General features: G+C 65.0%; 7 protein-coding genes. All 7 read left to right on the top strand.

The genetic code is table 11. The features are described from left to right. The first annotated feature begins 351 nt into the window (after nucleotides 1-351). The 7 genes from BXA11_RS31455 to BXA11_RS31420 all read left to right on the top strand — a co-directional run bounded on the left by BXA11_RS31455 (nucleotide 352) and on the right by BXA11_RS31420 (nucleotide 25,882). Nucleotides 352-3,864: a helicase-related protein gene (locus tag BXA11_RS31455; protein WP_076440494.1), complete on the top strand. Its 3,513-nt coding sequence runs from the start codon at nucleotides 352-354 to the stop codon at nucleotides 3,862-3,864. Next, on the top strand, nucleotides 3,861-6,632 hold the full coding sequence (locus BXA11_RS31450) for a DUF1156 domain-containing protein (protein ID WP_076440370.1): 2,772 nt from the start codon (nucleotides 3,861-3,863) through the stop codon (nucleotides 6,630-6,632). Before BXA11_RS31455 ends, BXA11_RS31450 begins: the two co-directional genes overlap by 4 nt. Then, on the top strand, nucleotides 6,529-10,017 hold the full coding sequence (locus BXA11_RS31445; RefSeq protein ID WP_308441081.1) for a Swt1 family HEPN domain-containing protein: 3,489 nt from the start codon (nucleotides 6,529-6,531) through the stop codon (nucleotides 10,015-10,017). Before BXA11_RS31450 ends, BXA11_RS31445 begins: the two co-directional genes overlap by 104 nt. A gap of 86 nt (nucleotides 10,018-10,103) precedes the next feature. Continuing rightward, complete coding sequence (locus BXA11_RS42535) at nucleotides 10,104-12,395, top strand: hypothetical protein (RefSeq protein ID WP_143734618.1); 2,292 nt, start codon at nucleotides 10,104-10,106, stop codon at nucleotides 12,393-12,395. A gap of 614 nt (nucleotides 12,396-13,009) precedes the next feature. Next, on the top strand, nucleotides 13,010-15,700 hold the full coding sequence (locus BXA11_RS44955) for a hypothetical protein (protein WP_167769289.1): 2,691 nt from the start codon (nucleotides 13,010-13,012) through the stop codon (nucleotides 15,698-15,700). Then, nucleotides 15,697-20,325, top strand: a complete 4,629-nt coding sequence (locus tag BXA11_RS31425) for a DEAD/DEAH box helicase (RefSeq protein WP_076440360.1) — start codon at nucleotides 15,697-15,699, stop codon at nucleotides 20,323-20,325. Before BXA11_RS44955 ends, BXA11_RS31425 begins: the two co-directional genes overlap by 4 nt. Before the next feature lie 79 nt (nucleotides 20,326-20,404). Continuing rightward, nucleotides 20,405-25,882, top strand: coding sequence for a DUF3320 domain-containing protein (locus BXA11_RS31420; protein WP_083744710.1), 5,478 nt, complete (start codon nucleotides 20,405-20,407; stop codon nucleotides 25,880-25,882). Nucleotides 25,883-25,895: the final 13 nt, after the last annotated feature.

Here is a 25,895-nt window from a genome sequence, read left to right as displayed (position 1 = left end):
AGTAGGGCCCCAAGCTCCACCGGCCATCGCATTCCTGTGAACGCAGTCCACAGATAGCTCTTGTGTTCCGGTCGTCTCCGAGGTAGATTTACTCGCGTTTGACCTTTCGTTCGAGTGGCCCACAAGGCTCCGCTTGAGCCATCGGCTGCGTTGTGGCTGCACCAACCCAAAGGGTTGGTGTCACATTTTGACATCCAGGGGCGTTTTGTCCGGATTCGTTCCTTAGCGTCACTAACTAAGCTATTGCGCAAAAGTGCGACACGATGTAGAAAATTTATCTTCTTACGATTTTCGTGGAAAGGCTGGCAATTTCGTGAAGTGTCGGCCGCGACCGTTGCCGGCGAGGGCAAAGTGACGGGCGTCAGGCTTGAGCAGCTGACTCCCGGCGCAGTGGTCAGCGGAGTGGTCCCTGGGGACGACGTGAGCGTCGTCGCCGTGAAGTGGTACGGGTCGAACGCGGTCAACCTGACCTACCGGATGAGCACCGGCCGGGTCGAAGACCAGCTCCTCTACCGCGACCACGAGTCGCGGCTGATGCTGCGCAAGGCATCAGCCGAATACGGGTTCGACGCCGACGGTGCGCTGTTCAAGCTCGCCGCCGAGGCGCTGCGGATCCGCATGGCCGCCAGGTTCGACCCGATGCTCGCCGTCACGACCAGCGACCTGGAGCCGCTGCCGCACCAGATCCAGGCGGTGTACGGCGAGCTGATCAACCGCACCCCGCTGCGCTTCGTGCTGGCGGACGACCCCGGTGCTGGCAAGACCATCATGGCCGGTCTGTACATGAAGGAGCTAATGCTCCGGGGTGACTTGGAACGATGCATGGTTGTCGCGCCGGGCGGGCTGGTCGAGCAGTGGCAAGAGGAACTGCAGGAGAAGTTCGGCCTCCGATTCGAGCTGCTCACCCGCCAGCTCGCCGAGGCGCAGCTCGACCAGAGCGTCTTCGAGCGCTACCCGCTGCTCATCGCCCGCATGGACCAGCTCTCCCGCAACGAGGAGCTGCAGGAGCAACTTAAGCAGAGCGACTGGGATCTCGTCGTGGTCGACGAGGCCCACCGGATGTCGGCCCACTACTTCGGCGACGAGCTGAAGAAGACCAGGCGCTACCAGCTCGGCGAGCTGCTCGGCCGCCACGCGCGCCATCTGCTGCTGATGACCGCCACCCCGCACGCCGGCAACGAGGCCGACTTCCAGCTCTTCATGGGCCTGCTCGACTCCGACCGGTTCGAGGGCAAGTATCGCGAGGGCATCAGCTCGGCCGACACCAACGGCCTGATGCGCCGCATGGTCAAGGAGGACCTGCTCACCTTCGAGGGCAAGCCGCTCTTCCCCGAGCGCCGCGCCTACACTGTCCCGTACTTCCTGTCGCCCGCCGAGCGTGAGCTGTACGAGGTCGTCACTGAATACGTCCGTGAGCAGATGGGCAGGGCTCAGCAGCTCGCCGCGCAGGGTGAGGGCCGGCGCGGCAACACGGTCGGCTTCGCGCTCACCGTGCTGCAGCGCCGCCTCGCATCCAGCCCCGAGGCGATCCTCAAGTCGCTCGAACGACGCCACAAGCGCCTCCAGCAGCTCCGTCACGAGCTGGCCACCCAGGGCAGCCCGATGGAGGGGCAGCTCAAGGGGCGCCTGGCCGCCATGCTGGGCAAGGACGTCGGCGACCTCGACTCCGACCTCGACGACCTGCCGAGCGGCGAGCTGGAGCAGATCGAGGACGACGTCGTGGACGCGGCGACGACCGCCCAGACGATCGCCGAGCTCGACAAGGAGCTGGCCATCCTCGTCGACCTGGTCGAGGTGGCCCGCCGCGTGCGGAACTCCGGCACCGACCGCAAGTGGACCGAGCTGTCGGAGCTGCTGCAGAGCAACGCCCTGATCCGGGACGACGACGGCAGCCCACGCAAGCTGATCATCTTCACCGAACACAAAGACACGCTCGAATACCTCGTGGAGCGCATTCGCGGCCTGCTCGGCTGGGAGGAGGCCGTGGTCGCCATCCACGGCGGCGTCTCCCGCGACCAGCGTCGGCGCATCAAAGAGCTGTTCACCCAGGACAAGGACTGCCGTGTCCTCGTCGCCACCGATGCCGCGGGCGAAGGTCTCAACCTCCAGCGCGCCCACCTCATGGTCAACTACGACCTGCCGTGGAACCCGAACCGGATCGAGCAGCGCTTCGGCCGCATCCACCGCATCGGCCAGACCGAGGTCTGCCACCTGTGGAACCTCGTGGCCGAGGACACCCGCGAGGGCGCGGTCTTCCGCCGGCTGCTTGACAAGATCGACGAGCAGCGCCGCGCGTACAAGGGCAAGGTCTTCGACGTCCTCGGCGAGGCGTTCCAGGGCGAGCCGCTGCGCAAGCTGCTCATGGAGGCCATCCAGTACGGCGACCAGCCCGAGGTGCGCGACCGGCTCAACCAGGTCATCGACGCTTCGGTGGGGGAGGGCCTCGACAAGCTGATGGCCGAGCGGGCCCTGGAGCACCACAGGCTCGACGAGACCGACGTGGCCGAGTGGCGGCTGCGCATGGACGAGGCCCGCGCCCGGCGGCTGCAGCCGCACTACATCAAGGCGTTCTTCATCGCGGCGTTCACACTGCTCGGGGGGCGCATCAAGGAGCGTGAGTCAGGTCGGTACGAGATCACGCACGTGCCCGGTGACCTGGTCGAGCACGACCGGCAGATCCGGGTGGGCGTGCCGGTGCTGCGCCGCTACGAGCGGGTCACGTTCGACCGCGAACTGGTGCGGCCGGCGGGTATGCCCCGCGCCGACCTGCTCGCTCCCGGTCACCCGCTGCTCGACGCGGTCATCTCGTTGGTCATCGACCGGTACGGCACGCAGCTCAAGCAGGGCGCGGTGCTGGTCGACCGGCGGGACATTGCCGAGGAGCCGCACGTGCTGGTGGCGGTCTCCCAGGAGATCGCCGACGGGCACGACCAGGTCGTCAGCAAGCGGTTCGACTTCGTCGAGATCGGCAGGTTGTCCGCGCGTACGGCGGGCGCCGCACTGTACCTCGACTACGCGCCGGCCTTGGAGGCGGAGCGGCGGCTGGTCGCCGGAGTCCTCGCGGAGAGCTGGCTGGCGGGCGGCATAGAGGACCTCGCCATCGGCTGGGCGATCGAGAACGGTCTGGCGTCGTTCGTGGACGACCTGCGGGCACGCGTCTCCGCCGAGACCGAACGGACCCGACGGTTCGTCCGGCAGCGTCTGCTCCAGGAGATCAACTACTGGGACGCCCGGCACGCAGACCTGCTCGACGCCGAGCAGGTGGGCAAGACGTTGAAGATCCGCCCCGAGACCGCCTACCGGCGGGCCCGCGAACTGGAGTCACGGCTCAAGCGCCGGATGGACGACCTCAACCGGACGGAGCTGCTGCAGGTCAGGCCACCACGGGTGGCCGGGGGCGCGCTGGTCGTCCCGCAAGGCCTGCTCGACCGGTTGGGAGGCCTGCGCGAGGGCCCACCCGAGGCGTACGCGCGGGACACGGCCGAGACCGAGCGGCGGGCCGTCAATCGGGTGCTCGCGGAGGAGCGGAAGCTGGGCCGCATTCCCGAGGAAATGCCGCATAACAACCCCGGCTACGACGTCCGCTCGAAAACGGTCGACGGGCACTGGATTTTCATCGAAGTGAAAGGCCGTGTAAACGGTTCGAAGGACTTCCACGTCACACGTACGGAAGTCCTGACAGGTAAGAACTCCGGCCAGAACTTTCGGCTCGCACTGGTAAACGTGCATCCGGACGTACCTGAGCATGACGAAGTCCGGTATGTCGTGGACCCCTTCCGCGACATGGACTTTGGCGACTTCGCCGCCACCGACCTGCGTGGCGACTGGGACAAGGAATGGGCACGAGGAGGAGCACCGGTATGACCCCCGCAACCGGTTCTGGCGGCACCCCGAAGAAGAAGCTGATCGAGGTCGCGCTGCCGCTTGAGGCCATCAATGAGCAATCAGCCCGGGAGAAGTCGATCCGCCACGGTCACCCGTCCACCCTGCACCTGTGGTGGGCCCGCCGGCCGTTGGCCGCCTGCCGCGCCGTGCTTTTCGCTCAGCTCGTGGACGACCCGTCGTCGCGCCCGGACGAGTTCCCGACCGAGGAAGACCAAATCCTGGAGCGCAAGCGACTCTTCCACATCATCGAGCGGCTTGTCGACTGGGACAACATCAACGATAAGGCCCTCTACAGGGAGGCGTACGAGGAGATCCTCAAGTCCTGTGACGGCAACCCGCCGCCGATCCTCGACCCCTTTGCCGGCGGCGGTTCGATTCCACTGGAGGCCCAGCGCCTCGGGCTTGCGGCCCACGCTTCTGATCTGAACCCGGTCGCGGTCCTTATCAACAAGGCCCTCCTCGAGATTCCGCCGCAGTGGGCGGGGCAGCCTCCGGTCTTCCCTGGGTCTGCTGATTCTCGGATGGGTAATTGGCCTGGCGTGACTGGATTGGCCGAGGATGTTCGTTGTTACGGTCAGTGGATGCGCGATGAGGCCGAGAAACGTATCGGACATCTCTATCCCAAGGCTCGTCTAGAGGACGGCACTAAGGCCAGTGTTATCGCCTGGATCTGGGCACGCACCATCACGTGCCCCAACCCCGCTTGCGGCGGCACTATGCCATTGGCGCGATCATTTTGGCTCAGTAAGAAGAAGGGCAAGGAGCGCTACGTAGAACCGATCGTCGAAGACAGGCGCGTCCGCTTCGAGATTCGTGGTCCTAAAGGACAGCCAAGAGAAGGCAGCGTTGGTCGAACGGGTGCGGTCTGCGTGATCTGCGATACTCCGGTTCCGCTAACCTATATACGCGCGGAAGGTAAAGAAGGACGGATGGGCGCGCAACTCATGGCAATGGCAGCCGAAGGCCCTCGTACACGCTACTACCTTGCTCCAACTGAGGAACATGAGCTTGCTGCAAATATCTCCCGCCCAGATGATGCACCGGATGGAGAGCTTCCCGAGCAGGCCCTGGGTTTCCGCGTCCAGAGTTATGGGATGACTAGGTGGGCAGATCTCTTCACTAATCGTCAGCTCGTCGCGCTTTCTACTTTCAGTGATCTTGTCGCTAATGTAGCTGAGAAGGTGCTCGCAGACGCCGAGCTGGCTAAACAAAGGATAGACGCCACTGCATATGCGAATGCAGTTGTGATTTATCTGGGCTTCCTGTGTAGTGCGATTGCCGATGATATGTCTAGCTTGGTTTCTTGGAGATCCTCCCATGGAACCGGAGCGACGCGCTCAACTTTCGCTCGGCAAGCTCTTCCGATGGTGTGGGACTTCGCCGAAAGTTGCCCATTCGGGGGTGCTGCTGGCGACCTGAAATCCGCCGCTCAATCGCTGGCGAGAGCTATCGAGGTACTTCCGTCGGGAGGCCCTGGAGCTGAGGTGATGCAGTTCGATGCGGCATCTCGCGACTATTCGGGCGTACTTGTGTCAACCGATCCACCATATTACGACAATATCGGGTATGCGGATCTGTCGGATTTCTTCTATGTCTGGCTAAGGCGTTCTCTGGGTAAGATATTTCCCAATTTGCTTAGTACGCTGCTCACGCCTAAATTAAGTGAACTCGTAGCTGATCCGTTCCGTCATGGGGGCAAGGGTCAGGCGACTAAGTTCTTCGAGGATGGATTTCGGCAAGTCTTCGCTCTCATTCGGCGCGGGACGCCTCAGGATATCCCGATTACAGTGTTTTACGCGTTCAAACAGTCGGAGGCTGACGACGGCGGCGAGGCTTCAACTGGATGGGAGACGCTCCTCGAAGGAATGATCAAGAGCGGTTGGAGTATCACAGGGACCTGGCCTGTCCGTACTGAACGCGCAGGGCGCTCGAGAGGAATTGGCAGTAACGCCTTGGCATCCTCCGTCGTGCTGGCCTGTCGACCAAGGTCGGAGGATGCAGGGGTGATCGATCGACGAGGACTGATCAACGCGCTCAAGGCGGAATTGCCTGCCGCCCTTCATAGCCTTCAGCAGGGCGGCATCGCTCCAGTTGATCTGGCGCAGGCGGCGATTGGGCCGGGAATGGCGGTGTTCTCTCGCTATGGGCGGGTATCCGAGCCAGATGGCTCTCCGATGCGTGTACGAGAGGCACTGAAACTAATTAACCAGATTCTGGCGGAGGTGCTGTCGGAGCAGGAAGGGGACTTCGACTCCGATACCCGCTTCTGTATCAAGTGGTTTGAGGCCCATGGTTTCGACCAGGGAGAGTTTGGCGTCGCGACTGTGCTCGCTAGGGCCGTAGGCACTGCCGTCAATGGCCTGGAGAGGGCGGGCGTGCTGAAGGCTCGTGCCGGAATCGTGGAACTCTTTGGGCCGAAGGACTTGCCGGACGTATACGACCCGCTGGCGGACGATCGCATCCCGGTCTGGGAGGTCGTCATGCATCTCGCGAAGCGGCTGGATGAGCAGGGCATCGAGGCTGCCGGACAGTTGATGGCGGCCGCCAAAAGCCGGGTCGACCTCGATACCGCCAAGGAGCTGACCTACCTGCTTTTCTCCATCTGTGAGAAGCGGAACTGGGCCAAGACGGCGCTGTTGTTCAATGCACTGGGCTCTTCGTGGACGGAGATCGAGAGGGCGTCCCGTACAGCCCCACCGATGGCAAGTGCCCAGGGGATGTTCGACTTCAGCGAGGACGAGGACTGACGACGACATGGCACTGAGCAACAGGGACAGGATCGGCCGCGGGCTCGAACTGCTCGGGGCTGGGCTGGAGCCCTTCGTCGACATGATGATGAGCCTCGCCACCCCCGGGGCCATCGACTGGGTGAAGGTCCTGGAGACGAGAGACGCCAACAAGTACGGCACGCACAGGACCTACGACAAGTCCGACGTGCGCTTCCTGCTCCGCGTCATTGTGGAGGAGTGGCGGGTCTTCAAGGAGCGGCTGTCGCGGTTGGAGCAGAACTTCGCCGGCGAGCTGAAGGAAGTCGGCAATAAGTGGGCGCACACGCAGCCGCTCTCCGGTGACGACACTTATCGGGCGCTCGATACGATGGAGCGGCTGCTGACTGCCGTTGGCGCAATGGACCGGGCCGATGAGGTGCGCAAGCTGCGGCTTGATCATCAGCGCACCCTCTACGACACCGAGGCGCGCAAGATCGTCCGGTCCAATACGTCGATGCCCGTCATCGAGGCCAGCGGAGTGAGACCGTGGCGCGATGTCATCACTCCCCACGCCGATGTGCAGGCTGGCAAGCTCGAAGCCGCGGAGTTCGCGGCCGACCTGCACATGGTGTCGATCGGTGAGAGCACCAGCGAGGAGTATTCCGACCCCATCCAGTTCTTCCGCAGGACCTACCTGACGGAGGGACTCAAGGACCTGCTGCAGCGCGCAGTGGCCCGGGTCGGCAAGGACATGAACGCCACTCCGGTCTGGAACTTGCAGACGAACTTCGGCGGCGGCAAAACGCACTCGATGCTCGCCTTGTGGCACATCTTCTCCGGTACGCCGCTGCTGGAGTTCCCGCAGGAGGTCGTCGACCTGCTCTCCGGGGCAGACACCAGCGTGATCGGCACGAAGGTCAACCGCGCGGCACTCGTCGGGAACCACATCGACCCGGCCGCCGGCAAGGTCCACGAGGACGGCATCCACACGCACACGCTCTGGGGCGAGCTCGCCTGGCAGCTCGGAGGGCGGAAGGCGTACGAGATCGTCCGCGAGGCCGACGAAGCGCACACGAACCCCGGTGACGCGCTCCGGCAGCTCATCGCCGCCTACTCGCCGTGTCTTATCCTCATCGATGAGTGGGTGGCCTACGCGCGGCAGCTCTACGGGCGTGATGACCTGGCGGCGGGCACCTTCGACACCCAGTTCACGTTCGCGCAGACGATCACTGAGGCGGTCAAGGCGGTGCCCGGTGCCTTGCTCGTCGTCTCCATTCCGGCGTCCACGCCGGATGAGGAGGATGACGCGATCATGGGCAGCGCCCTGGAGGTCGGTGGCGTCAACGGTCGGGCAGCGCTGGACCGGCTGCAGTATGTGATCCGCCGAGTCGCCCACCAGTGGCAGCCGGCGCGGGCGCACGAGTCGTTCGAAATCGTCCGGCGGCGCCTGTTCGAGGAGCCCGACGCGAAGGCCAAGAGCGAGATCGCGGCCACCGCCAAGCAGTTCTGGAAGTTCTACAACGACCACAAGGGCGAGTTCCCCCGGGAGTGCTCGGAGACCTCGTACGAGAAGCGGATTGCTAACGCCTACCCGATTCACCCGGAACTGTTCGACCGGCTCTACGAGGACTGGTCGACGCTCGACCGGTTCCAGCGCACGCGTGGTGTGCTGCGGCTGATGAGCATGGTCATCCACAAGCTCTGGGTGGCTCAGGACGCCGGACCGCTGATCATGCCGGGCTCGATCCCGCTCGCCGACCCGGTGGTGACCAGCGAGCTGACGCAGTATCTCCAGGACAACTGGAAGGCCATCATCGACGTCGACATCGACGGCGACGAAGCCACGCCTGTCGAGATCGACAAGGAGCGGACCGTCTTTGGGAAGCGTGCCCTCACGCGACGGCTGGCCCGCACTATCTTCCTCGGTGCCGCGCCGACCCTGACGAAGCCGCACAAGGGCATCGAGCAGCAACGCATTTGGCTCGGCGTGGCCATCCCCGGCGACGTCGTCGGCAACTTCGGCTCCGCGCTGCACATGCTCACGGACCGGGCCACCTATATGTATGTGGACGGTGCCCGCTACTGGTACGACACCCAGGCGTCGGTCACCCGTACGGCCAAGGACTACGCCGAACGGCTGCACCAGGAAGACGTCTGGCTGGAGATCGTCCAGCGGCTTCGCAACAAGGAGCTGAAGGTGCGCGGCGACTTCGCCGCCGTACACGTGACCGACGACAGCCATGACTTGCCCGACACCGGGGACGCGCGCCTGGTCATCCTGCATCCGAAGGTCGTCCATGCCAAGGGGGACAACGGGTCCTCCGCGAGGGGGCTGGCACAGAAGATCCTCGACACGCGGGGCAGTTCCCAGCGGATAAACCGCAACATGCTCGTCTTCCTCGCCGCCGATGCCAAGCGCATGGAAGAACTGTCGGACGCAGTCCGGGAATACCTGGCGTGGGACGACATCTCTGGCCGTAAGGAGGAGTTGGACCTCACCGTCCAGTTGTCCAAACAGGTGGACACCCGGCTCGCCAACGCGAACCAGGCCGTCGACCTCCGGATCCGGGAGACGTACTACTGGGCCTTCGTACCCAACCAGCAGCCCGGTGGACCCATATCCTGGCAGATGGAGAAGGCCGACGGCGGTAAGGACCGGCTGGCGGAGCGGGTCAGCGCCAAGCTGGGTCCGCTGGACGCGATCCGGGTGATCCAGGCCGCGTCCCACATTCGGGAGCGCCTCGACGACGAGCTGGCGCGGGTTTGGGAGAAGGGGTACGTCTCGGTTGGGGAGCTGTGGGACTACTACTGCCGCTATCCGTACCTCCCCCGACTGCGCGACCGGAAGGTGCTGGACGACGGCGTCCTGGCCGGGCTCGACGAAATCGATTGGGAGCGCACCGGCTTCGCGCTGGCGACCGGCTTTGACGGCACGCGCTTCGAGGGGCTGGTCGTGCCTCCTGGAGGCCGTTTCGGGCAGATCACGGACAACACGCTGCTGGTTCGGCCTGACGTCGCACTCGCCCAGTGGGAGGCCGACGAGGCCGCTCGCAAGGGCGGCAACAATGGCGGCGGCACAGGTGGCGACAACGGCGGAGGCACCCCGGGCGGGGGCGGCACCGGCGGAGGCGGCACGGTTGTCGGCCCTGGTCCTGGCCCTGGTCCCGTAGACCCGAAGCCCGGTCCGAAGAACGTGCGGTTCTTTGGCGCGGCCAAGCTCGACCCGGAGTTTTACCAGAAGAGCTTCACCAAGCTGGCCCAGGAGGTCATCCAGCACCTTGCCTCCGCCGAAGGCGCCGAGCTGGAGATCAGCATCGAAATCAGCGCCCGCAAGCCCGAGGGCTTCCCCGAGGACAAGGTCCGCATCGTCAACGAGAACGCCCGCGTCCTCAAGTTCGACCAGGCCGGCTTCGAGGACCGCTGACACGCCGGAACGGGGCCGAACATCAGCCGGCCCCGTTCCTTTACCCGAGCTGGATGCATTTCCCTGACAGACCTTGGCGAGGATGGATGGCGCAAGACAACCGCCGGGTACAAACCGCCGTCCTGGGCAGCCCCGAATCTGATCACCCGCTCTCTCTGCCGATGGACCGGGGGGAGGCCCGGCGATATCTGGCGAAGTACGGAACACAACGTTTCTTCTGCGGTGAACTGCTGGGGGGATGCGGCTGGCGCCTGATGCCGAAGCTGTACGGCGACCGAATCTGTCACTTCGCTCATTACCCGGATATCCACGGGAATGCCCCTGTCTGTCAGCGTCGGCATCTAGGAGCGGACAGCGCCGATCATCTTTACATCCACCGTGGCCTTCGCGCTGGCCTGTACGCAGGCCCGAAGGATAAGCGGTTTCCGGGGCACATGGTGGACGGCCAGTGCACAGATCTCCTGGTACGGCGGAGCCAACCCAGAACGGCGGTCCAGGTGCAGTTCGCCAATCTCTCGTACCAGGAATGGGAACAGGAAGACGAAGATCTCCGCAGTCGCCTCGGCCACGTCGATTGGATGCTGGGGCCGAGGGCCACCAGGACTGCTCAGTACCTACTCGACCGTGACGGATACGCGCTACGTGTCCGTTGCGAGACGGTGGACGGCATGCGTGTCGTCAAAGTGGGCACCGAGACGGCTGACGGCGACATCGCCTGGTGCAGCCTTGACGAGTGCGAGATCAGCGAGCAGGGGCTTGTCACACCCCGATTGAAGAAGGCAAGCGGCACAGCCCTTCGCGCTACGACCGCTGCCGTGCGGACGCCGGGATTCCCCCTCGCAGTGGAGGGTGTCATTGTCCGCCCCCGGGAGGCGGCCGCCAAAGCAATCGGCGGTCCCGGGATGCCGGCGAATTGGTATGGCGTCTCTGCTGACGTCACGGTTGTCGGTCAGGCCGAGGTCGCCGCTCGTGTGATGATCCCGGATTCCGTGGAGTTGGTGGTGGGGGCACCGCACCGGCTCGTCGAACCTGCCACGGTCGACGCGAAGGTGGTGGAAGGAATGCCCCGGCCCGCATGGACAATTTTTGCCGCCGGTCTTGTCCAGGCCGGGCAACCCGAGCAGGCTCCGCCTACGAAGCAGCATGACGAGACCGCTGTCGCAGTGGGCCGGAAAAGCGCTGATGCGTCCGTGAAAACCACCATAGGCACGAAGACGGCCGACGGCGATGACATTTACCGCCACAAGCTGAACATCCTGATCGACGCTCTGCGTCAAGCCGCAAAGAACGACAAGCACCATCTCGTTCTCAGACTGCTTGAAGCCGACAAAGAGTTGCTGTCCACCGATGTCTATTTCTCTCCCAAGTTCAGACATGAGCGTGGCAGGATTGAAGAGTATCGACGCCGCGCAAGGGCATATACTGTCGACAACAGAAGCGTTCAAATGACTGTTCGTGATCGGGCCCTCCATCTCAACCTGGAGATCAAAAAAGCCAAGGATAACGGTAACGTCGCGGCAGTGCGTGGATACGTGACAGCTCTTGGCACGGTGCTATCATCGGCGCCCGGCAATCTCAATCTACGGTACCAATACGGCTTGCTCGATGAGCACGAAAAATGGCTGCGGCAGCACGCAACTGCGCTGCCAAAGAGCCGGGTAGGCGCCAGTCCGGAAAGTAAGCGCGATCGCAGCCGATTGCGCAGCCTTGTGGACCGGCTCCGTAACGCGCAGCAGGCTGGCAGAACTGACGGTGCCCAAGCGCTTTTCGATGAGGCGAAGCGACTTCTGGAACGGTTGCCTCCCGAGGAAAACCTGTCCTATGAGCGGGGGCGGCTCGACCAGAGCGCCCAGTGGCTGACGGCATCCCAGGCCGAGGAAAATCCGGCGGCAGCCGGCTCCTCCAAGCCAATCGCTCCCGCTGCCACCAGCGTTGTGCAGACCGCACAATCCGTTCCGCCACCACTGGAACGGGCCGCACGGCTCCTGGCTGATCGGATGCGGCCCGTCATGCTCGGTGTCGCGCGTGCTCAGACGACGATCGATTGGCCACAGTTGTCCAGGCACAGAGGGCACGCGATCCCTACCCCCTGGGAGGACCCAGATCTTTGGATCAGTGCGATCATCCAGCTTGATGAGCCGGCGGATCTGCTGAAGCCGATGCTCTCCGCACTGGTCACCATGCCGGACGGGCTGATGGACCCGCGGTTTCGTACGGTCATCGAAGCTCTTGGATTCCAAGCACCACAGACCGAACAAGCGCTGCACACGGTTTGGCAGCGCGAGGTGCAGCGGGCACACGCTTTCTACGCCACGGTGCCGCGTCCCATGCCTCCGCGTCTCGTCCCCCGAGCAGATCCCTCCCCTGAGCAGGCCTAATGAGCGTGAAGCCAGCAAGGAAAGTCAGCGCCACCGAACTGCTCGACATGCGCGAGCGTGCCTGGTCCAAGAAGCTGCGAGGTGTATCTCTCGTGGCCGAGATCGACGCCAAGGACGCGCACAGCAAGCAGGTGGCCTCGGTGCTCGGCAGGGCGTACCGGAAGTGGGTCGCCAGCGGACGGGAACCCAGGATGTTCTTCCGCCGCTGGCCGGCCTGCATTGCCGTCGCCGTCACGGGCATCGCTGCTCGTGATTATCGGCGTGGAGAACTCTGGTCTGCGCTCTGGGCCGCTATTGGATACCAGGGGGAGCAAGACGATCGGGCCATCTGGGGTCGGGGATTTGCAGCGGCACTGGACGCAATGGGCATGCCGACGTTCCAGGGCATGCCCATGCCCTATCTCGGCCCGATCCTGATGCATACAGGAATCCCGACCTACTGCCTGGATGACTACTTCCGGCTGCTCGGCCAGCGCATGTCCGTCGATAGAGGTTTGGACGCAGAATCGTTCCTTGCCTGGGCGACCGCCCCAGGCAGCGAGAACCGGTTACTGAATGTCGACGTGCCGGTCCGCAGGTTTCTGCAGCACGGCACTGAGTATGCGCTTGACTTTGTGGAGCGTTCCTTCGAGCTGTTGGACCGGCTGCGTGACCAGACCGCAGAACTGGACGGCGTCGGGCTTCCGCCGCGCGTGCTGGAACGTGCTCGGTATCTCGCATCAGAGGGCAGGCTCGATCTCACGACCTCTCGCTCGCCATCCACCGGCAGGACCAGGATAGAGCGGCCGCGCATCGCGCTCGACCCCTTCGGCGGTGGAATCGAGGTCGTCCTGCCGCCCGTCGGCGACACTCCGGACGGCACCGCGCGCTGGAACGTGACGGCCGACGGCGTGACGACCACGGTGCGGAGCCAGGCGATGTGGGTGGGCGTGGCGGAAGCCCCGTCGACCACGCACAGCCTGTTGCGGCCGGTCCGGACCGTGGTCGTAGCGATGGACGGCTGGCCCTACCAGACCGAGCTTCAAGTGGTGGACCCGGCCGCGCCCATGCTCGTCTTCGGCGAGGACGGCCGGCGGCTCCCGGCGACCGCTCCGCTGCCGCCCGACACGGTGTGGGTGGCGCACCCGGCGGATTACGAACTGCTCGCCGACGGACCACTGCAGGTGGTGATCGAGGGGCAGCTTCCGTTGGGCTGGGAGGGGTGGCGCCTGCGGAAGGTTTCGCTGAAGGGTGTCCGCTCGCTCGGTCTGGACAAGGCTCCGGCCGCCCGGCGTTCCGTCCGCGGACACACGCACGCACGGATATCGACGGGAGACCCGGTCGCCGGCGTCACGACGCCGTACGGCTCGCCGGTCTTCTCCCAGGTGCCCGAGATCTGGCTGCCCGGCAACATCGGCGCCGAAGCGACCTGGCACGTGGAAGTCCGGCGCAGCGGGACGGATATCGCGCTCGTCACCGAAAGCTACCGATGCAGCGAGCCGCTGACGGTCTCCGACCTTTGGGATTCGTTGCCCCGGCCATTGGTCGGAGCCTTCGACACCGTCGTGCGTGGTCCCCTGGGCCGCGGTGTCAACCGTTCTCTGTTCATCGCGGAGGGACTCTGCGCCGCCTTCACGCCGCGGGTTCGGCTGTTCGGTACCGCAGGACTGGCCGACGGCCGAGCGGAGCTGTCCGCCCCCGTCGGCGCTCGGGTCGAACCTCGGGTGACCAGGTTCTCCTCAGCGGAGCTGGCGAGCATCGTCGAGTACCGCACCGAGATCGAGTCCGAGCCCCTGGTCGTCACTCCGCCGCACGTCCAGGTGATGCATGACCGGCTGGGGGAGGCACCGGTGTGGCGGGCGGGTCCGCTGCGGATCCCGACGGACGCGTTCGCTGAGGAGCCGGGCACCCTGCTCGTCCGGATCCCGGGGGTCAAGCAGATGCCGCCACTCCAGGTCATGGCAGGCGGGCAGGTCGTGCAGGACGCTCCCGCGAGCGGGGGCGTCCAGGCCGGCACGGCGCGGTACGACATGGTCAAGATCAAGGGGACGGTCGAAGACAAGCAGCAGGCCGAACTCCTCGTCGAGGTGGACGGCAGGCTCGTCAGGGTCGCGAGCGTACGGCCTCGCCGGCTCGCCGCCGCGGCGAAGGTGGAGGGCGACCACATTCTGCTGCTGGAGTGCGTCCTCGTGGACGGGCTGACCGCCGCGGTGTACGCCACACATGCGCCGTGGCGCGAGCCCGTCATCGTCCCGGTCGAGGAGGGCGGCACGGTTCCGCTGCCCTGGGACCTGTGCTCCTGCGGGCCCCTGCTGGTGAGCCTTCAGGTCGACGACCCGTGGGTGCCCGTCGAATGGTCACGCTGGCCCGACGCCCATGTGGTCGCGTCGGCGGACGGGTTCCTCGTATCCGAGGACCCGGAGGAGGTGGCGCTGTCGCGCTACCTCGCGGGGGAGGGGGGCTTCCCGGACGACGTCAGAGACCTGAGCCGAATTTGGACGTTGGTCGATCTCGCCGACCGGCTGCGGGTCTCCTCGGAGGTGCGGCGGTTCGTCCAAGAGTGTTCCCGGCCGATCCTCCGGCGCCCCGCGGACGCTCTCACGGCCCTGGTGAAGCTCGGTCTCGAACCGGACAGGTCGCTGCACGCCTTGATCACCTCGGGACTCGCGGCGGTGGCCGTACCGCAGCTCGATCCGCCCGCGGTGGCGAAGATGTGGGCCACCACTCCAGCCGCAGCCGTGCTCGCCGGCGACCTGGGAGACGAGGACTGCTTGGCCACGGCCGAGCGGCAGTGCGGTGAAGTGCTGCTTGAGATCCGATCCACCGGAACGGACCCCTCGCCCCAGGCGGGGCGGTTCGGGCTCGAAGCCGATCGGCTGACCCACCTGGCACCCCAGGCGTTCGATGCCGTCCTGCGCGCCGCTCACATCGTGCCGAAGGCGCTGCTCGACGCCGACACCCGTGCCGCCGGTGCGCTCCAGCTCTTCAAGGCCCGGCACGAACCGGCGGCCAAGGAATCGAGCCACGTCGTCGCGCACGTCGTGAAGACTGCCGAGCGGCTGTTGGAGCGGCCGCAGCTGCTTCGGCAGGTCGTCCAGCGCAAACATCCCCAGGATCGGGGCGGCTGGTACAGCCTTCCGGCGGCGTCGGCGGCGTTCGCCCTCATCGCCCGGCTCGCGGCGAGGGGTGACGAGGCATGCCGCGCCGCGGAGCAGACGTTCCGCAACGATTGGGCTCACCTCGCGAGCGTGGCGCCGGACCTGGTGACAATCGATCTCGTGCTGGCCGAGCTGCTGGCCAGCACTGTGAAGACGGAGGCGCAGTGACCCACACGCTGGACGCGTTGTCCACCAGCGGACTCATCGTCGAGAGCTACCGCCGCTATCTGCGCTCCCTGCTTCCGGTGCGCGAGCCCCGAATCGCCGCCGCCCTGGCGGCCGAGATCACACGCAGCCCCATGCTGACGAAGGGCCCGCTGCTGGAGGCGACACCGCCGTACGCGACGGGGGCGACTCTCCGCGAGCTGATGACGGAGGGCGTCCTCGACCCTGCCTTCCAGGCGCTGGGCGGACGGGAACTGCCGTTGGACCGGCCTCTGTACCAGCACCAGGAGCAGGCACTGCGAAAGGCGACCAGCGGCAGGAACATCGTGGTCGCCACGGGCACCGGATCCGGTAAGACGGAAAGCTTCCTGCTACCGATCTTGAACTCCCTCATTGCCGAGCACGCGCGCGGACGGCTCGGCCCCGGCGTTCGGGCGCTGCTGCTCTACCCGATGAACGCCCTCGCCAACGACCAGCTCAAGCGTCTCAGGCAGCTCCTCAGGAACGTCCCGCAGATCACCTTCGGCCGCTACACCGGCGACACGCCGCCCAGCGCTCGTCAGGCGCAGGACACCTTTGAGGCGCTCAACCCGGACCAGCCGCGGTTGCCCAACGAGCTGCTGAGCCGTGACGAGATGCGGGCCACGCCGCCCCACATCCTTCTCACCAACTACGCGATGCTGGAGTATCTGCTGCTGCGGCCGGCGGACCTGGACCTGTTCGAGGGCCGCAGTTGGCGATTTATCGCTCTGGACGAGGCTCACGTCTACGACGGGGCGAAGGCAGCCGAGCTGGCCATGCTGCTGCGCCGGCTGCACGACCGGGTAGCGCCGGACCAGCCGCTGCAGTGCATCGCGACCAGTGCCACCGTCGGCGACGATCCCACCGCGGTGACCGACTTCGCCACCAAGCTCTTCGACGTGCCCTTCGAATGGGTGCCCAAAGACGCATCCCGTCAGGATCTCGTCGGAGCCAGCCGGGTGAAGCTTCCGGACCCGCCGTTCTGGGGGCCGCTGCCGGCAGAGCTGTACCGGCAGCTGGCGCAGGCGGACGACCCCGGCGCGGAAATCCTCGTGCTGGCCAAGGAACGCGGGTTCGTTGGCGACGACCCCGGTGACGTCCTCGCCCACGAGCAGAGCATGGCCGATATGCGCAAGCGCCTGGCCGCCGGACCCCAGACGTTCGGAGAGCTGGCGCGGCTGCTGTTCGATCCCGACGAGCAGCCGGAGGAGTCGCTGGGCGCGATGGTCGCCGTCGGTAGCCGGGTCCGCGACCTCACCGGCTCACCCGTGCTGTCGGCGCGGTATCACCTGTTCGCCCGGGCGACCGAGGGCGCCTTCACCTGCCTCACCGGCCGTGGCCCGCACGTGTCACTCGGCCGGCATGAGATCTGCGGCACCTGCCGCGGGGCGATGTTCGAGTTCGGCGCGTGCAAGAGATGCGGCGCCGTCCACCTGGTTGGCGCCGTACGGCACAGCGACGGCGGTTATGTCTTCGTCCCCAGGGTCAGGCAGGACGAGCAGCGTGTCTGGCTGCTCCTCGGGGACGCTCCCGTCATCGCCGATGAGGACGACGAAGACATCGAGGGGACCCGGGAGGTCAAGGGGGAACTCGCCTACCTCTGTTCGGGGTGCGGCGGTCTGCACTCCGGCGTTGGACTCGGTTGTCTGCGGGAAGGGTGCACGGAGACCACGCTCTGGCCGGTCCACCGGCTCAACATCCGGCAGGACTCGCCGGTCGGGTGCGGCGCCTGCGGCGCTCGGGGCGCCGGCATGGTCCGGCAGTTCGAGAGCGGCAACGATGCGGCGGTGTCCGTGCTCGCCACGGCTCTCTACCAGGCATTGCCGCCAGCGAATGAGGCCGCCGTCGCCGACCAGCCGGGGGAGGGCCGCAAGCTGCTGTCCTTCAGCGACAGCAGGCAGGCGGCGGCGTTCTTCGCCCCTTACTTGGAGTCGAGCTACGGCGGCATCCAGCACCGGCGCCTGATCCTCGAAGGTCTGCAGGCGGCCACTCGCGACGACGAGGCCGTCGCGGTCGCCGACCTCATGTTCCACGTGGCAAAGCGGGCCGACCGGGCCATGGTCTTCCCCCGGCGCATGACCCGTCAGCAGCGCGAACGCGAAGCGGCTCTGTGGATCATGCAGGAGCTCGTCGCCATGGACGACCGCCAGTCCCTGGAAGGGCTCGGTCTCATGCGGGTCGACCTGGACCGGGAGCGAAGGTGGTCCATTCCGCCGGGCCTGAAGGCCCTCGGACTCACTGAGCAGGAATGCTGGGCGCTGCTGTCGGAACTGGTACGAACCCTCCGCCAGTCGGGTGTGGTGAGCATGCCCGACGAGGTCGACCCCCGGGACGAGGCGTTCGCCCCGCGCATCGGGCCTATCTACGTGCGAGAGGAGGGGTCGGAGCCGGGCAGGAAGGTGCTGAGCTGGTTGCCGACCCGCGGGTCCAACCGCCGTCTGGATTACCTGCGGCGACTGCTTTCGGCGATTGCGGCGACGGACGACCCCTCGGACGTGCTCCGCGGGTGCTGGAAGGTGCTTGCCGGGCAGCGCGACGGCTGGCTGGTCAGCGAGACCGTGCGCGTGCTGGGGACGGTCCGGCAGTTGGACCACACGTGGCTCCGGTTCGCGCCCGTCAGGGACCATGTGTACCGGTGTGACCTGTGCCGCCGGATCGCGCCCGTCGCAATCCGTGGCGTGTGCCCGACGATGGCCTGCACCGGCACGCTGCACCCGTATGCGGTCCCCACACCCGAGCAGGACGACAACCACTACCGGTCCCTCTACCGGTCGATGACGCCGGTGCCGTTGGTGGCCCGCGAGCACACCGCGCAGTGGACCAGCCTTGAAGCGGCCGACATCCAGCAGAAGTTCCTACGGGGCGAGGTCAACATGCTCTCCTGCTCCACCACCTTTGAACTCGGCGTGGACGTCGGCGAACTGCAGTCGGTGGTGCTGCGCAACATGCCACCGACCACCGCGAACTACGTACAGCGTGCCGGCCGCGCGGGCCGCCGTACGGATTCGGCCGCACTCGTGGTTACCTACGCGCAGCGGCGTTCCCACGACCTGTCCCGGTTCCAGGACCCGATCAGCATGATCGCCGGGAAGGTGCGGGCGCCGTACGTGCCGTTGGGCAATGAGCGCATCGACAGGCGGCACGCGCACTCGATCGCCTTGTCCGCGTTCTTCCGTCATGCGCGTGAGACCGCGGGACAGACGTGGAGCAAGGCCGGGGACTTCTTCCTGCCTTATGGCGAAGGCGCGCCCGCCGCGAGAGTGCGGTCCTTCCTCACCCCGGTGCCGAGGGATGTGCTGGAGTCGCTGATGCGGGTCCTCCCGCGGGAGGTGCAACGTGAGATCGGCGTCAACAGCGGCGAATGGGTGGACGAGCTGACCCGGCTGCTGGACGAGGTCGGTCGCCAGCTCGCCCAGGACGTGGAGATTTTCGAGGAACGCCGCCGGAAGGCGTACGAGGCCCGCAAGGACCACCTGGTTAACCGGTTCTCGAAGACCATCAACACGCTGACGCAGCGGGACCTGCTCGGTTACCTGGCCAACCGGAACGTGCTGCCGAAGTACGGCTTCCCCGTCGACACGGTCGAGCTGCGCACGAGCTACTCGGGAGAGCCGGTCGGCACCAAGCTGGAGCTCACCCGAGACCTGTCGGCGGCCATCTACGAGTACGCCCCGCAGGCCGAGGTCGTTGCCGGTGGCCTCCTGTGGCGATCGGGCGGTGTGTACCGGCTGCCGGACCGTGAGCTCGTCAGCAAGTACTACGCGGTGTGCGAGCACTGCCAGCACTATCGGGAGGGGGACGAGGAGCTCGACAAGATCTGCCCGATGTGCTCGACCGTCTCACATGGAGTGGCCCGGCAGTACTACGTTCCCGAGTTCGGTTTCGTCGCCGAAGGGAAGCCCTCGAAGACCACCACGACACCGCCGAAGCGGACGTGGAACGGGGCCACTCACGTCCTCTCACTCGCCGCGAGCGAGGTGCAGGAGGTGACCTGGACGGCTGCGAATGGGGGAGTCGTCACCGGACGGGCCGGATCCCGGGGACAGCTCATCGCGATCTCTGAAGGACCCACGAGGGCCGGTTACCTGATCTGTGACTGGTGCGGTGCGGGTGTGCCCGTGGGGACGAAGATCGGTCCGTCCCACACCCACCTTCTTCGCGGCACCGACTGCAGCGGTTCGTTCCGTCCACGCGCCCTCGCTCATCCATACGAGACCGACCTGCTGGACCTGCATTTCGACCATTTGGCTATGCTGCCGTCCGCATCACCCGTGCACTGGCGCTCCGTGCTGTACGCGCTGCTCGAAGGCGCGGCCGAGTGCCTGGAGCTGTCCCGGGACGACATCGATGGCGCCCTCTTCGCTCGGCCCGGCCGACGAGTGGGCATCGTCATGTTCGACGCCGTGCCTGGAGGAGCGGGAAGCGTGCTGCGCATAGCCCACAGGCTGCAGGATGTCGCCGAGGCCGCTCTGCAGCGCGTGTCCAACTGCGACTGCGGCGAGGAGACGTCGTGCTACGGATGTCTGCGCAGCTTCCGGAATCAGAGGTTTCATGAGGAACTGAGCCGTGGAGCGGCGATGAAAGTCCTCCATCCCTTGCTCGCATGAGATCATCAATCTCGCCTTGTTCTGCTGAGTCCGTTTCGGCTCCGGCAAGCCATACCCCCCGTCACCATCCTCCTTGTGAATGGCCATGATGCAGAACCCCGACAATCGGCTGAACGCAGTAGTGAGAAGCTGGCGCGACTCACTGATCGATCTCAGCAGCAAGAACCGTCTGCTGAACTTCAAGCACACGCGGTCGGCCACCCTGGAGATCGCATCTCCCGATACGGCGTCGTTGCTCGGTGGTCTCACCAAGGGAATCTGGTTCGCTGACATCGAGGCGCTCGATGAGGTTGATGACCAGGACAGCCCCAGGGCGATAGCCGCAGCGCGTCCGGGGGAAATCTTCACCCAGAAAACCACACAGAAGTCGCTGGATGCTGCCCTTCTCAGGTTGTTCCGCGACTCAAACCGAGTCTTCTCCGATACGGGTCTTTGGGTACTCCAGCTGGGTGTCGGTTTCCTCGACTGGAGTGAGGACGGTGGCACGACCCTCTCTTCGGCTCCGCTTCTGCTGGTTCCCGTTGTACTTGAACGGAAAAATGACCGTTTCCGGTTGCTGGCAGCAGAGGGCGAGGAGGCCATTCCGAATCCTGCTCTTGCCGTGAAAGCAGAGCAGTTCGGCATCGAGTTGTCGTACGGCGAGCAGACAGAAAACCTACCCGCGACCCTGGCAGCCGTACAGCGCGCAGTCGCGGGAATGCGTTCCTGGAGCGTGAAGGAACGGGTCGTGCTCGCCATCTTCCAGTCGCACAAGGAGGCGATGTACCGCGACCTGCTGGACAACGAGCCTCAGATCATGGCCAACCCGCTCGTCCATGCCATCGGCCTGGGGCCGCAGGCGAGTCGTGACCTCTCGGACCTGGACTTCACTCCGGTCGGCCTCGACGAACTCGATCGGGTCCAGCCCCCTGAAGACATTCCGCTTGTGCTCGACGCTGACTCCTCACAGAGACAATGCCTGGCCGCTGCGCTGCAAGGGCGTTCGTTCGTCATGGACGGACCACCGGGGACGGGCAAGAGTCAGACCATTGCCAACATGATTGCCGCTCTGCTGCACATGGGCCGTACGGTTCTGTTCGTCAGTGAGAAGGCGGCCGCGCTGGACGTCGTCCGGAACCGACTCGAGCATGTGGGGTTGATGTCTTTCCTCATGCCGCTCCACTCTCACAACACGAGTCGCAAGCACGTCGCCCAAGAACTCGGCCGTGCGCTGACCGAACAGCCTCGTGCACGGGTGCCGGCACCAGCCCGGGACGAGGCGCGGGCTCTACGTCTGGAGCTCTCCGCATACGCGGAAGGCATGAACGAGGTCAGGCAACCGCTGGAGCGCTCTCTATTCCAGGTCATCGGCAGGCTGAGCGACCTCGACAACGTGATATCCCTGGCTCCTGGTCCCCGCTACAAGATCAAGGACATCACTGCCGCGCATCTTCGAGAGATCTTGAATGCCGCCGGCACCGTATCTCGTGCATGGCGGGTCGCATCCGAGCGGGAGTCCTTCCTCTGGTGGGGCCTGGACACGGCGGAGTCGCCGCGACCCTACCTTGATCGAGTGGCCGAAGAGACCGATCTACTTCAGCGCGCCATTAGGCGCCACGAAGACCTTGCGCTGCCACTGGGGCTCGACGATCTCAAGTCCGTCGAGAGGCTGACCGCACTGCTCGACCTCACGGCCTGCCGGCCGACCGTCCCCGCACGCTGGCTGAGCGAGGGCGACCTCACACCTCTCATCGACGAGCTGCGTAAATTCCAGGTACGAAGAGATCGATTGGTTTCAGCAGAGAGGGCGGCCGAGCATGAGATCGGTCCCTTATGGCATCGACTCTCGCCTTCTCTGGTGGCCGACATCCCAACCGAGGAATCGCAACTGCTCGCTCGCCGCGTGCGCGGTGTCGACGTTTCCGGGCTAACTGCGGAACAAGCGCAAACCGTAGCGCAGCGCTTCACCGAAACCGCGGCCATGCTGCGTCGACACCACACATCCCTCGCCGACATCGCCGCGCTATACGGTGTGCCCGCTCCGGACGGCGTAGATGAGGCAGCGAACCTGTGCGAGCTCGCCGCATTTTCTGCGGCGGACCCGAAGCCGCAGGCGGAGTGGCTGGACTCTCGATCACGCCACGCTGCTCGGAACGCGGCTCGCGAGCTGAAAACCGCGCTGAACGAACTGGACCAGGCCCGCGCCCGGGCGAGAGATCTCTTCAGTGAGAAGATCCTTTCCTCTCCGGACTTACTCGGTATCGCGCAGCGCTTCGCCGAGAATCACCATGGCCTATCCAAACTCTCAAGCGCATACCGGCGGGACAAGAAGCTGCTCCTCGCGCTGGCGGTCACCGACAAGTGGAATAAGACCATCGCCGAGCGTCTGCCCGAGGCGGTCGCGTGGCGGCAGAAGGACGAACGCTTTCAGGCCCTCGAACGACAGTACAGCGGCCACCTCGGAGCCTTCTGGGCGGGGGAGAAGACGAACTTCGACGACATCCAGAAGGCGCTGACCGCAGCAGAGCGGATCGACGCCTTGGCAGGGGACGTTCGGAACATCGATCTCCTGGCAGAGCAGGTCACTCGTGGCGGAACGCCGAACTCCAGGGCGTACGAAACCGCCATGACTATTCGGCAGGATCTCACGCAATGGCGGGCATCTCTTGTTCCAGCCCCTCATGTGGGTGGGCGCCCCGCGCTGGGGCAGGCTGCCTTGCATGAGGCGGCGGAATGGTACGAGGCCCACCTCCCTGTACTGCAGACCGCGATCGACCTGGTGCAAGCCGTGGACGCGGTCTCTCATCGCTCTCCGCTGACGCTGGGCCAAGCACGTCATGGGATCAGTTTGGTTCAGGAAGCTCGGCGGGAACGCGTGGCGTTTGAGACGTACCAGGATGCGGACCGGGCTCTTCTCGGGCCGCTCTACCAGGCGGAGAGCACCCTCCAGTCCGATATAGATGACGCGCTGCACTGGATCAGCAAGGTCAGAGAGATCGTCTCAACCGGCATGCCCGTTGAGACTGCAGAGCGCCTCATTGAATCGAGCCCGGACCCGGACCTTGCGGTACGCAGAGAAGTCCGAAGGGAGGCCGTCATGCGCCTGGCCGCTCTCTGGGACAAGGGGCGCCGAGAGGAGATCCGTTCGGGTCTCCATGCATCCTTCGCTGAGGCGCACGAGCTGATTTCGCGACTGAAGGCGGATGGCTCCGGCCCCGAAGAGTGGCGCGCTTACAAGCAAGCGCACGACGTGCTTGCAAAGCACCGTCTCGACGACCTTATTGACCGCGCTGTGTCTCAGGGCGTCCAGGGCGATCAGTTCGTCCAGTTGGTGGAGCGGTCGGTCCTGCAAGCGTGGGTCGAGCACCACCTCGCGAGTGATCCACGCTTGAGCACCAGCATCGCCACGCAACGGGACGCGCTCGTAGCGGAATTTCGCAGGGTGGACAAGCAGCTGATCGAAGGCGCTTATGCGCAGGTGATCGAAGCATGCAACGCACGCCGGCCGAGCACCACTCTTGGGCCCGCTGCAATAATTCGACGTGAGGCGGAGAAGAAGACTCGGCACATGCCTGTTCGGAAGCTACTTGCCGATGCTGCCGAGACCGTCCACCGAATCAAGCCGTGTTTCATGATGAGTCCGCTCACGGTGAGTCAGTTCCTACCGGCGGACTTCACGTTCGATGTGGTCATCTTCGATGAGGCGTCCCAAGTTCGCCCACATGACGCGATCAACTGCGTCTACAGAGGCCGCTCACTAATCGTCGCCGGCGATCAGAAGCAGATGCCGCCTACCAACTTTTTCGGCACTTCGGACGCCGAGGACGACGAGTACGACGAGGAGGTGCCGGACTCCTTCGAATCGCTGCTCGATCTATGTAAGGCCAGCGGCGTCATCCGCAGCCTGCCGCTGCGGTGGCACTATCGGAGTCGCCACGAAGCTCTGATCGCCTTCAGCAACCACGAGTTCTACGAGGGCGGCCTGGTCACCTTCCCAGGTGCATATGAGAGCGGACCGGATGTCGGCATCCGCTTCCACAAGGTCAACGGCGTCTACCGTCGCGGTTCAGGCCGTGACAACCCCATCGAGGCCGAGACCGTCGCCAAACTCGTCATCTCTCATTACAGCGCATACCCCAGTCGGAGCTTGGGCGTGGTCGCCATGTCGGGCCCCCAGGCACGTGCCATCGAGGAGGCGGTGGAGCGCGCCCGCGAATCACGCCCTGACTTGGACTCGTTCTTCAGCGAGGACCGGCTCGATGGCTTCTTCGTCAAGAATCTGGAGACTGTCCAGGGTGACGAGCGCGACGTCATCATCTTGTCCGTCGGTTATGGCCCCGATCAGCATGGCAAGCTCAACATGAACTTCGGGCCGCTCAACAGGACTGACGGGTGGCGACGACTGAATGTCGCGGTGACCCGCGCCCGATATCGAGTGGACGTCGTTGCTTCCTTCACCGCCGGAACTATCCCTGACAGCGATAATGTCAGCAGACAGCACTTCAAACGCTATTTGGAGTATGCCGAGCGGGGTCCTGCCGTTCTTGCTCGCCAGGTGGTTGTCGAGGAAGCCGGCTACGAGAGCGAGTTCGAAGAGTCGGTCGCGACCGTCCTACGTGACTGGGGCTACGACGTTGTCCCCCAGGTTGGCGTGGCGGGGTATCGCATCGATCTGGGGATCCGTCATCCCGACGAGCCCGGACGCTACGCCGTCGGCATCGAATGCGATGGTCCCATGTACCACTCTTCCCGGGTGGCTCGGGACCGGGACCGGCTAAGAGACCAGGTGCTCCAGGGGCTGGGCTGGGAACTGCACCGGATTTGGGGTGCTCACTGGTACCGGAACAGGCCGGAGTCGGAACAGAGGCTCCGTTCTGCCATAGAGGCGGCCGTGGAGAAGGGGCGAAATCTGATCGCCGCCCGCGATGCGGAGAGAACAGATGGGGTCACAGAGGAGACGCCGAAGCCGCTGGACGTGCCCAGGGTCGAGATGGAAGCTGTCGAAGAGATCGCGAAACGATCATGGTCGACACCTTACCGCAAGGCCCAGATCTGGCTGGTTCCGGACGCGCTTCCCGAAATGCACCTGCCTGAGGCTCGAACGCAGATTCGGCATGTGTTCCTGCAGATCTTAGATGTCGAATCGCCAATCCATCGCGATCAGCTCTTCCTCCGTACAAGGGACGCATGGGGGGTGGGACGACTCGGAGGGCGCATCCAGGCCAATCTGGAGTATGTGCTAAGCAAGATGGAAGGGCGGCGCGAGGTCGCCCTTGTCGAGGATTTCGTCTTCCGGTCGGGTTGCAAGGTTCTCGCCCGATCTCCGGGAGACGGTATCGAGCGGAAAGTCGGTCACATCGCTCCTGTAGAACGAGAGGCAGCTATTCTCGGAATCGTCAGCGAATCCCCTGGGATCAGGGAGGCGGAACTTCTGACAGAAGTGTCTCGCTTCTTCGGTTGGCGACGCAGTGGTAACGACATAAGCATGGTGCTGAGAGAGGACCTTGTGCGGCTGAGGGCGCAGGGACGTCTCTCTGGCCTCAACGGAATCGTCCTCACGGGCGAATTGTCGTCTTAGGTAACCGGTATCT

This window comes from Microbispora rosea, assembly GCF_900156315.1.
Taxonomy (GTDB): domain Bacteria; phylum Actinomycetota; class Actinomycetes; order Streptosporangiales; family Streptosporangiaceae; genus Microbispora; species Microbispora rosea.
This window is presented reverse-complemented; position numbering and strand designations above follow the sequence as displayed.

Coding starts and splice junctions, on each gene's coding strand:
- BXA11_RS31450 (WP_076440370.1), top strand. CDS start 3,861: ATGACCCCCGCAACCGGTTCTGGCGGCACCCCGAAGAAGAAGCTGATC.
- BXA11_RS42535 (WP_143734618.1), top strand. CDS start 10,104: ATGGCGCAAGACAACCGCCGGGTACAAACCGCCGTCCTGGGCAGCCCC.
- BXA11_RS31420 (WP_083744710.1), top strand. CDS start 20,405: ATGGCCATGATGCAGAACCCCGACAATCGGCTGAACGCAGTAGTGAGA.
- BXA11_RS31445 (WP_308441081.1), top strand. CDS start 6,529: ATGCACTGGGCTCTTCGTGGACGGAGATCGAGAGGGCGTCCCGTACAG.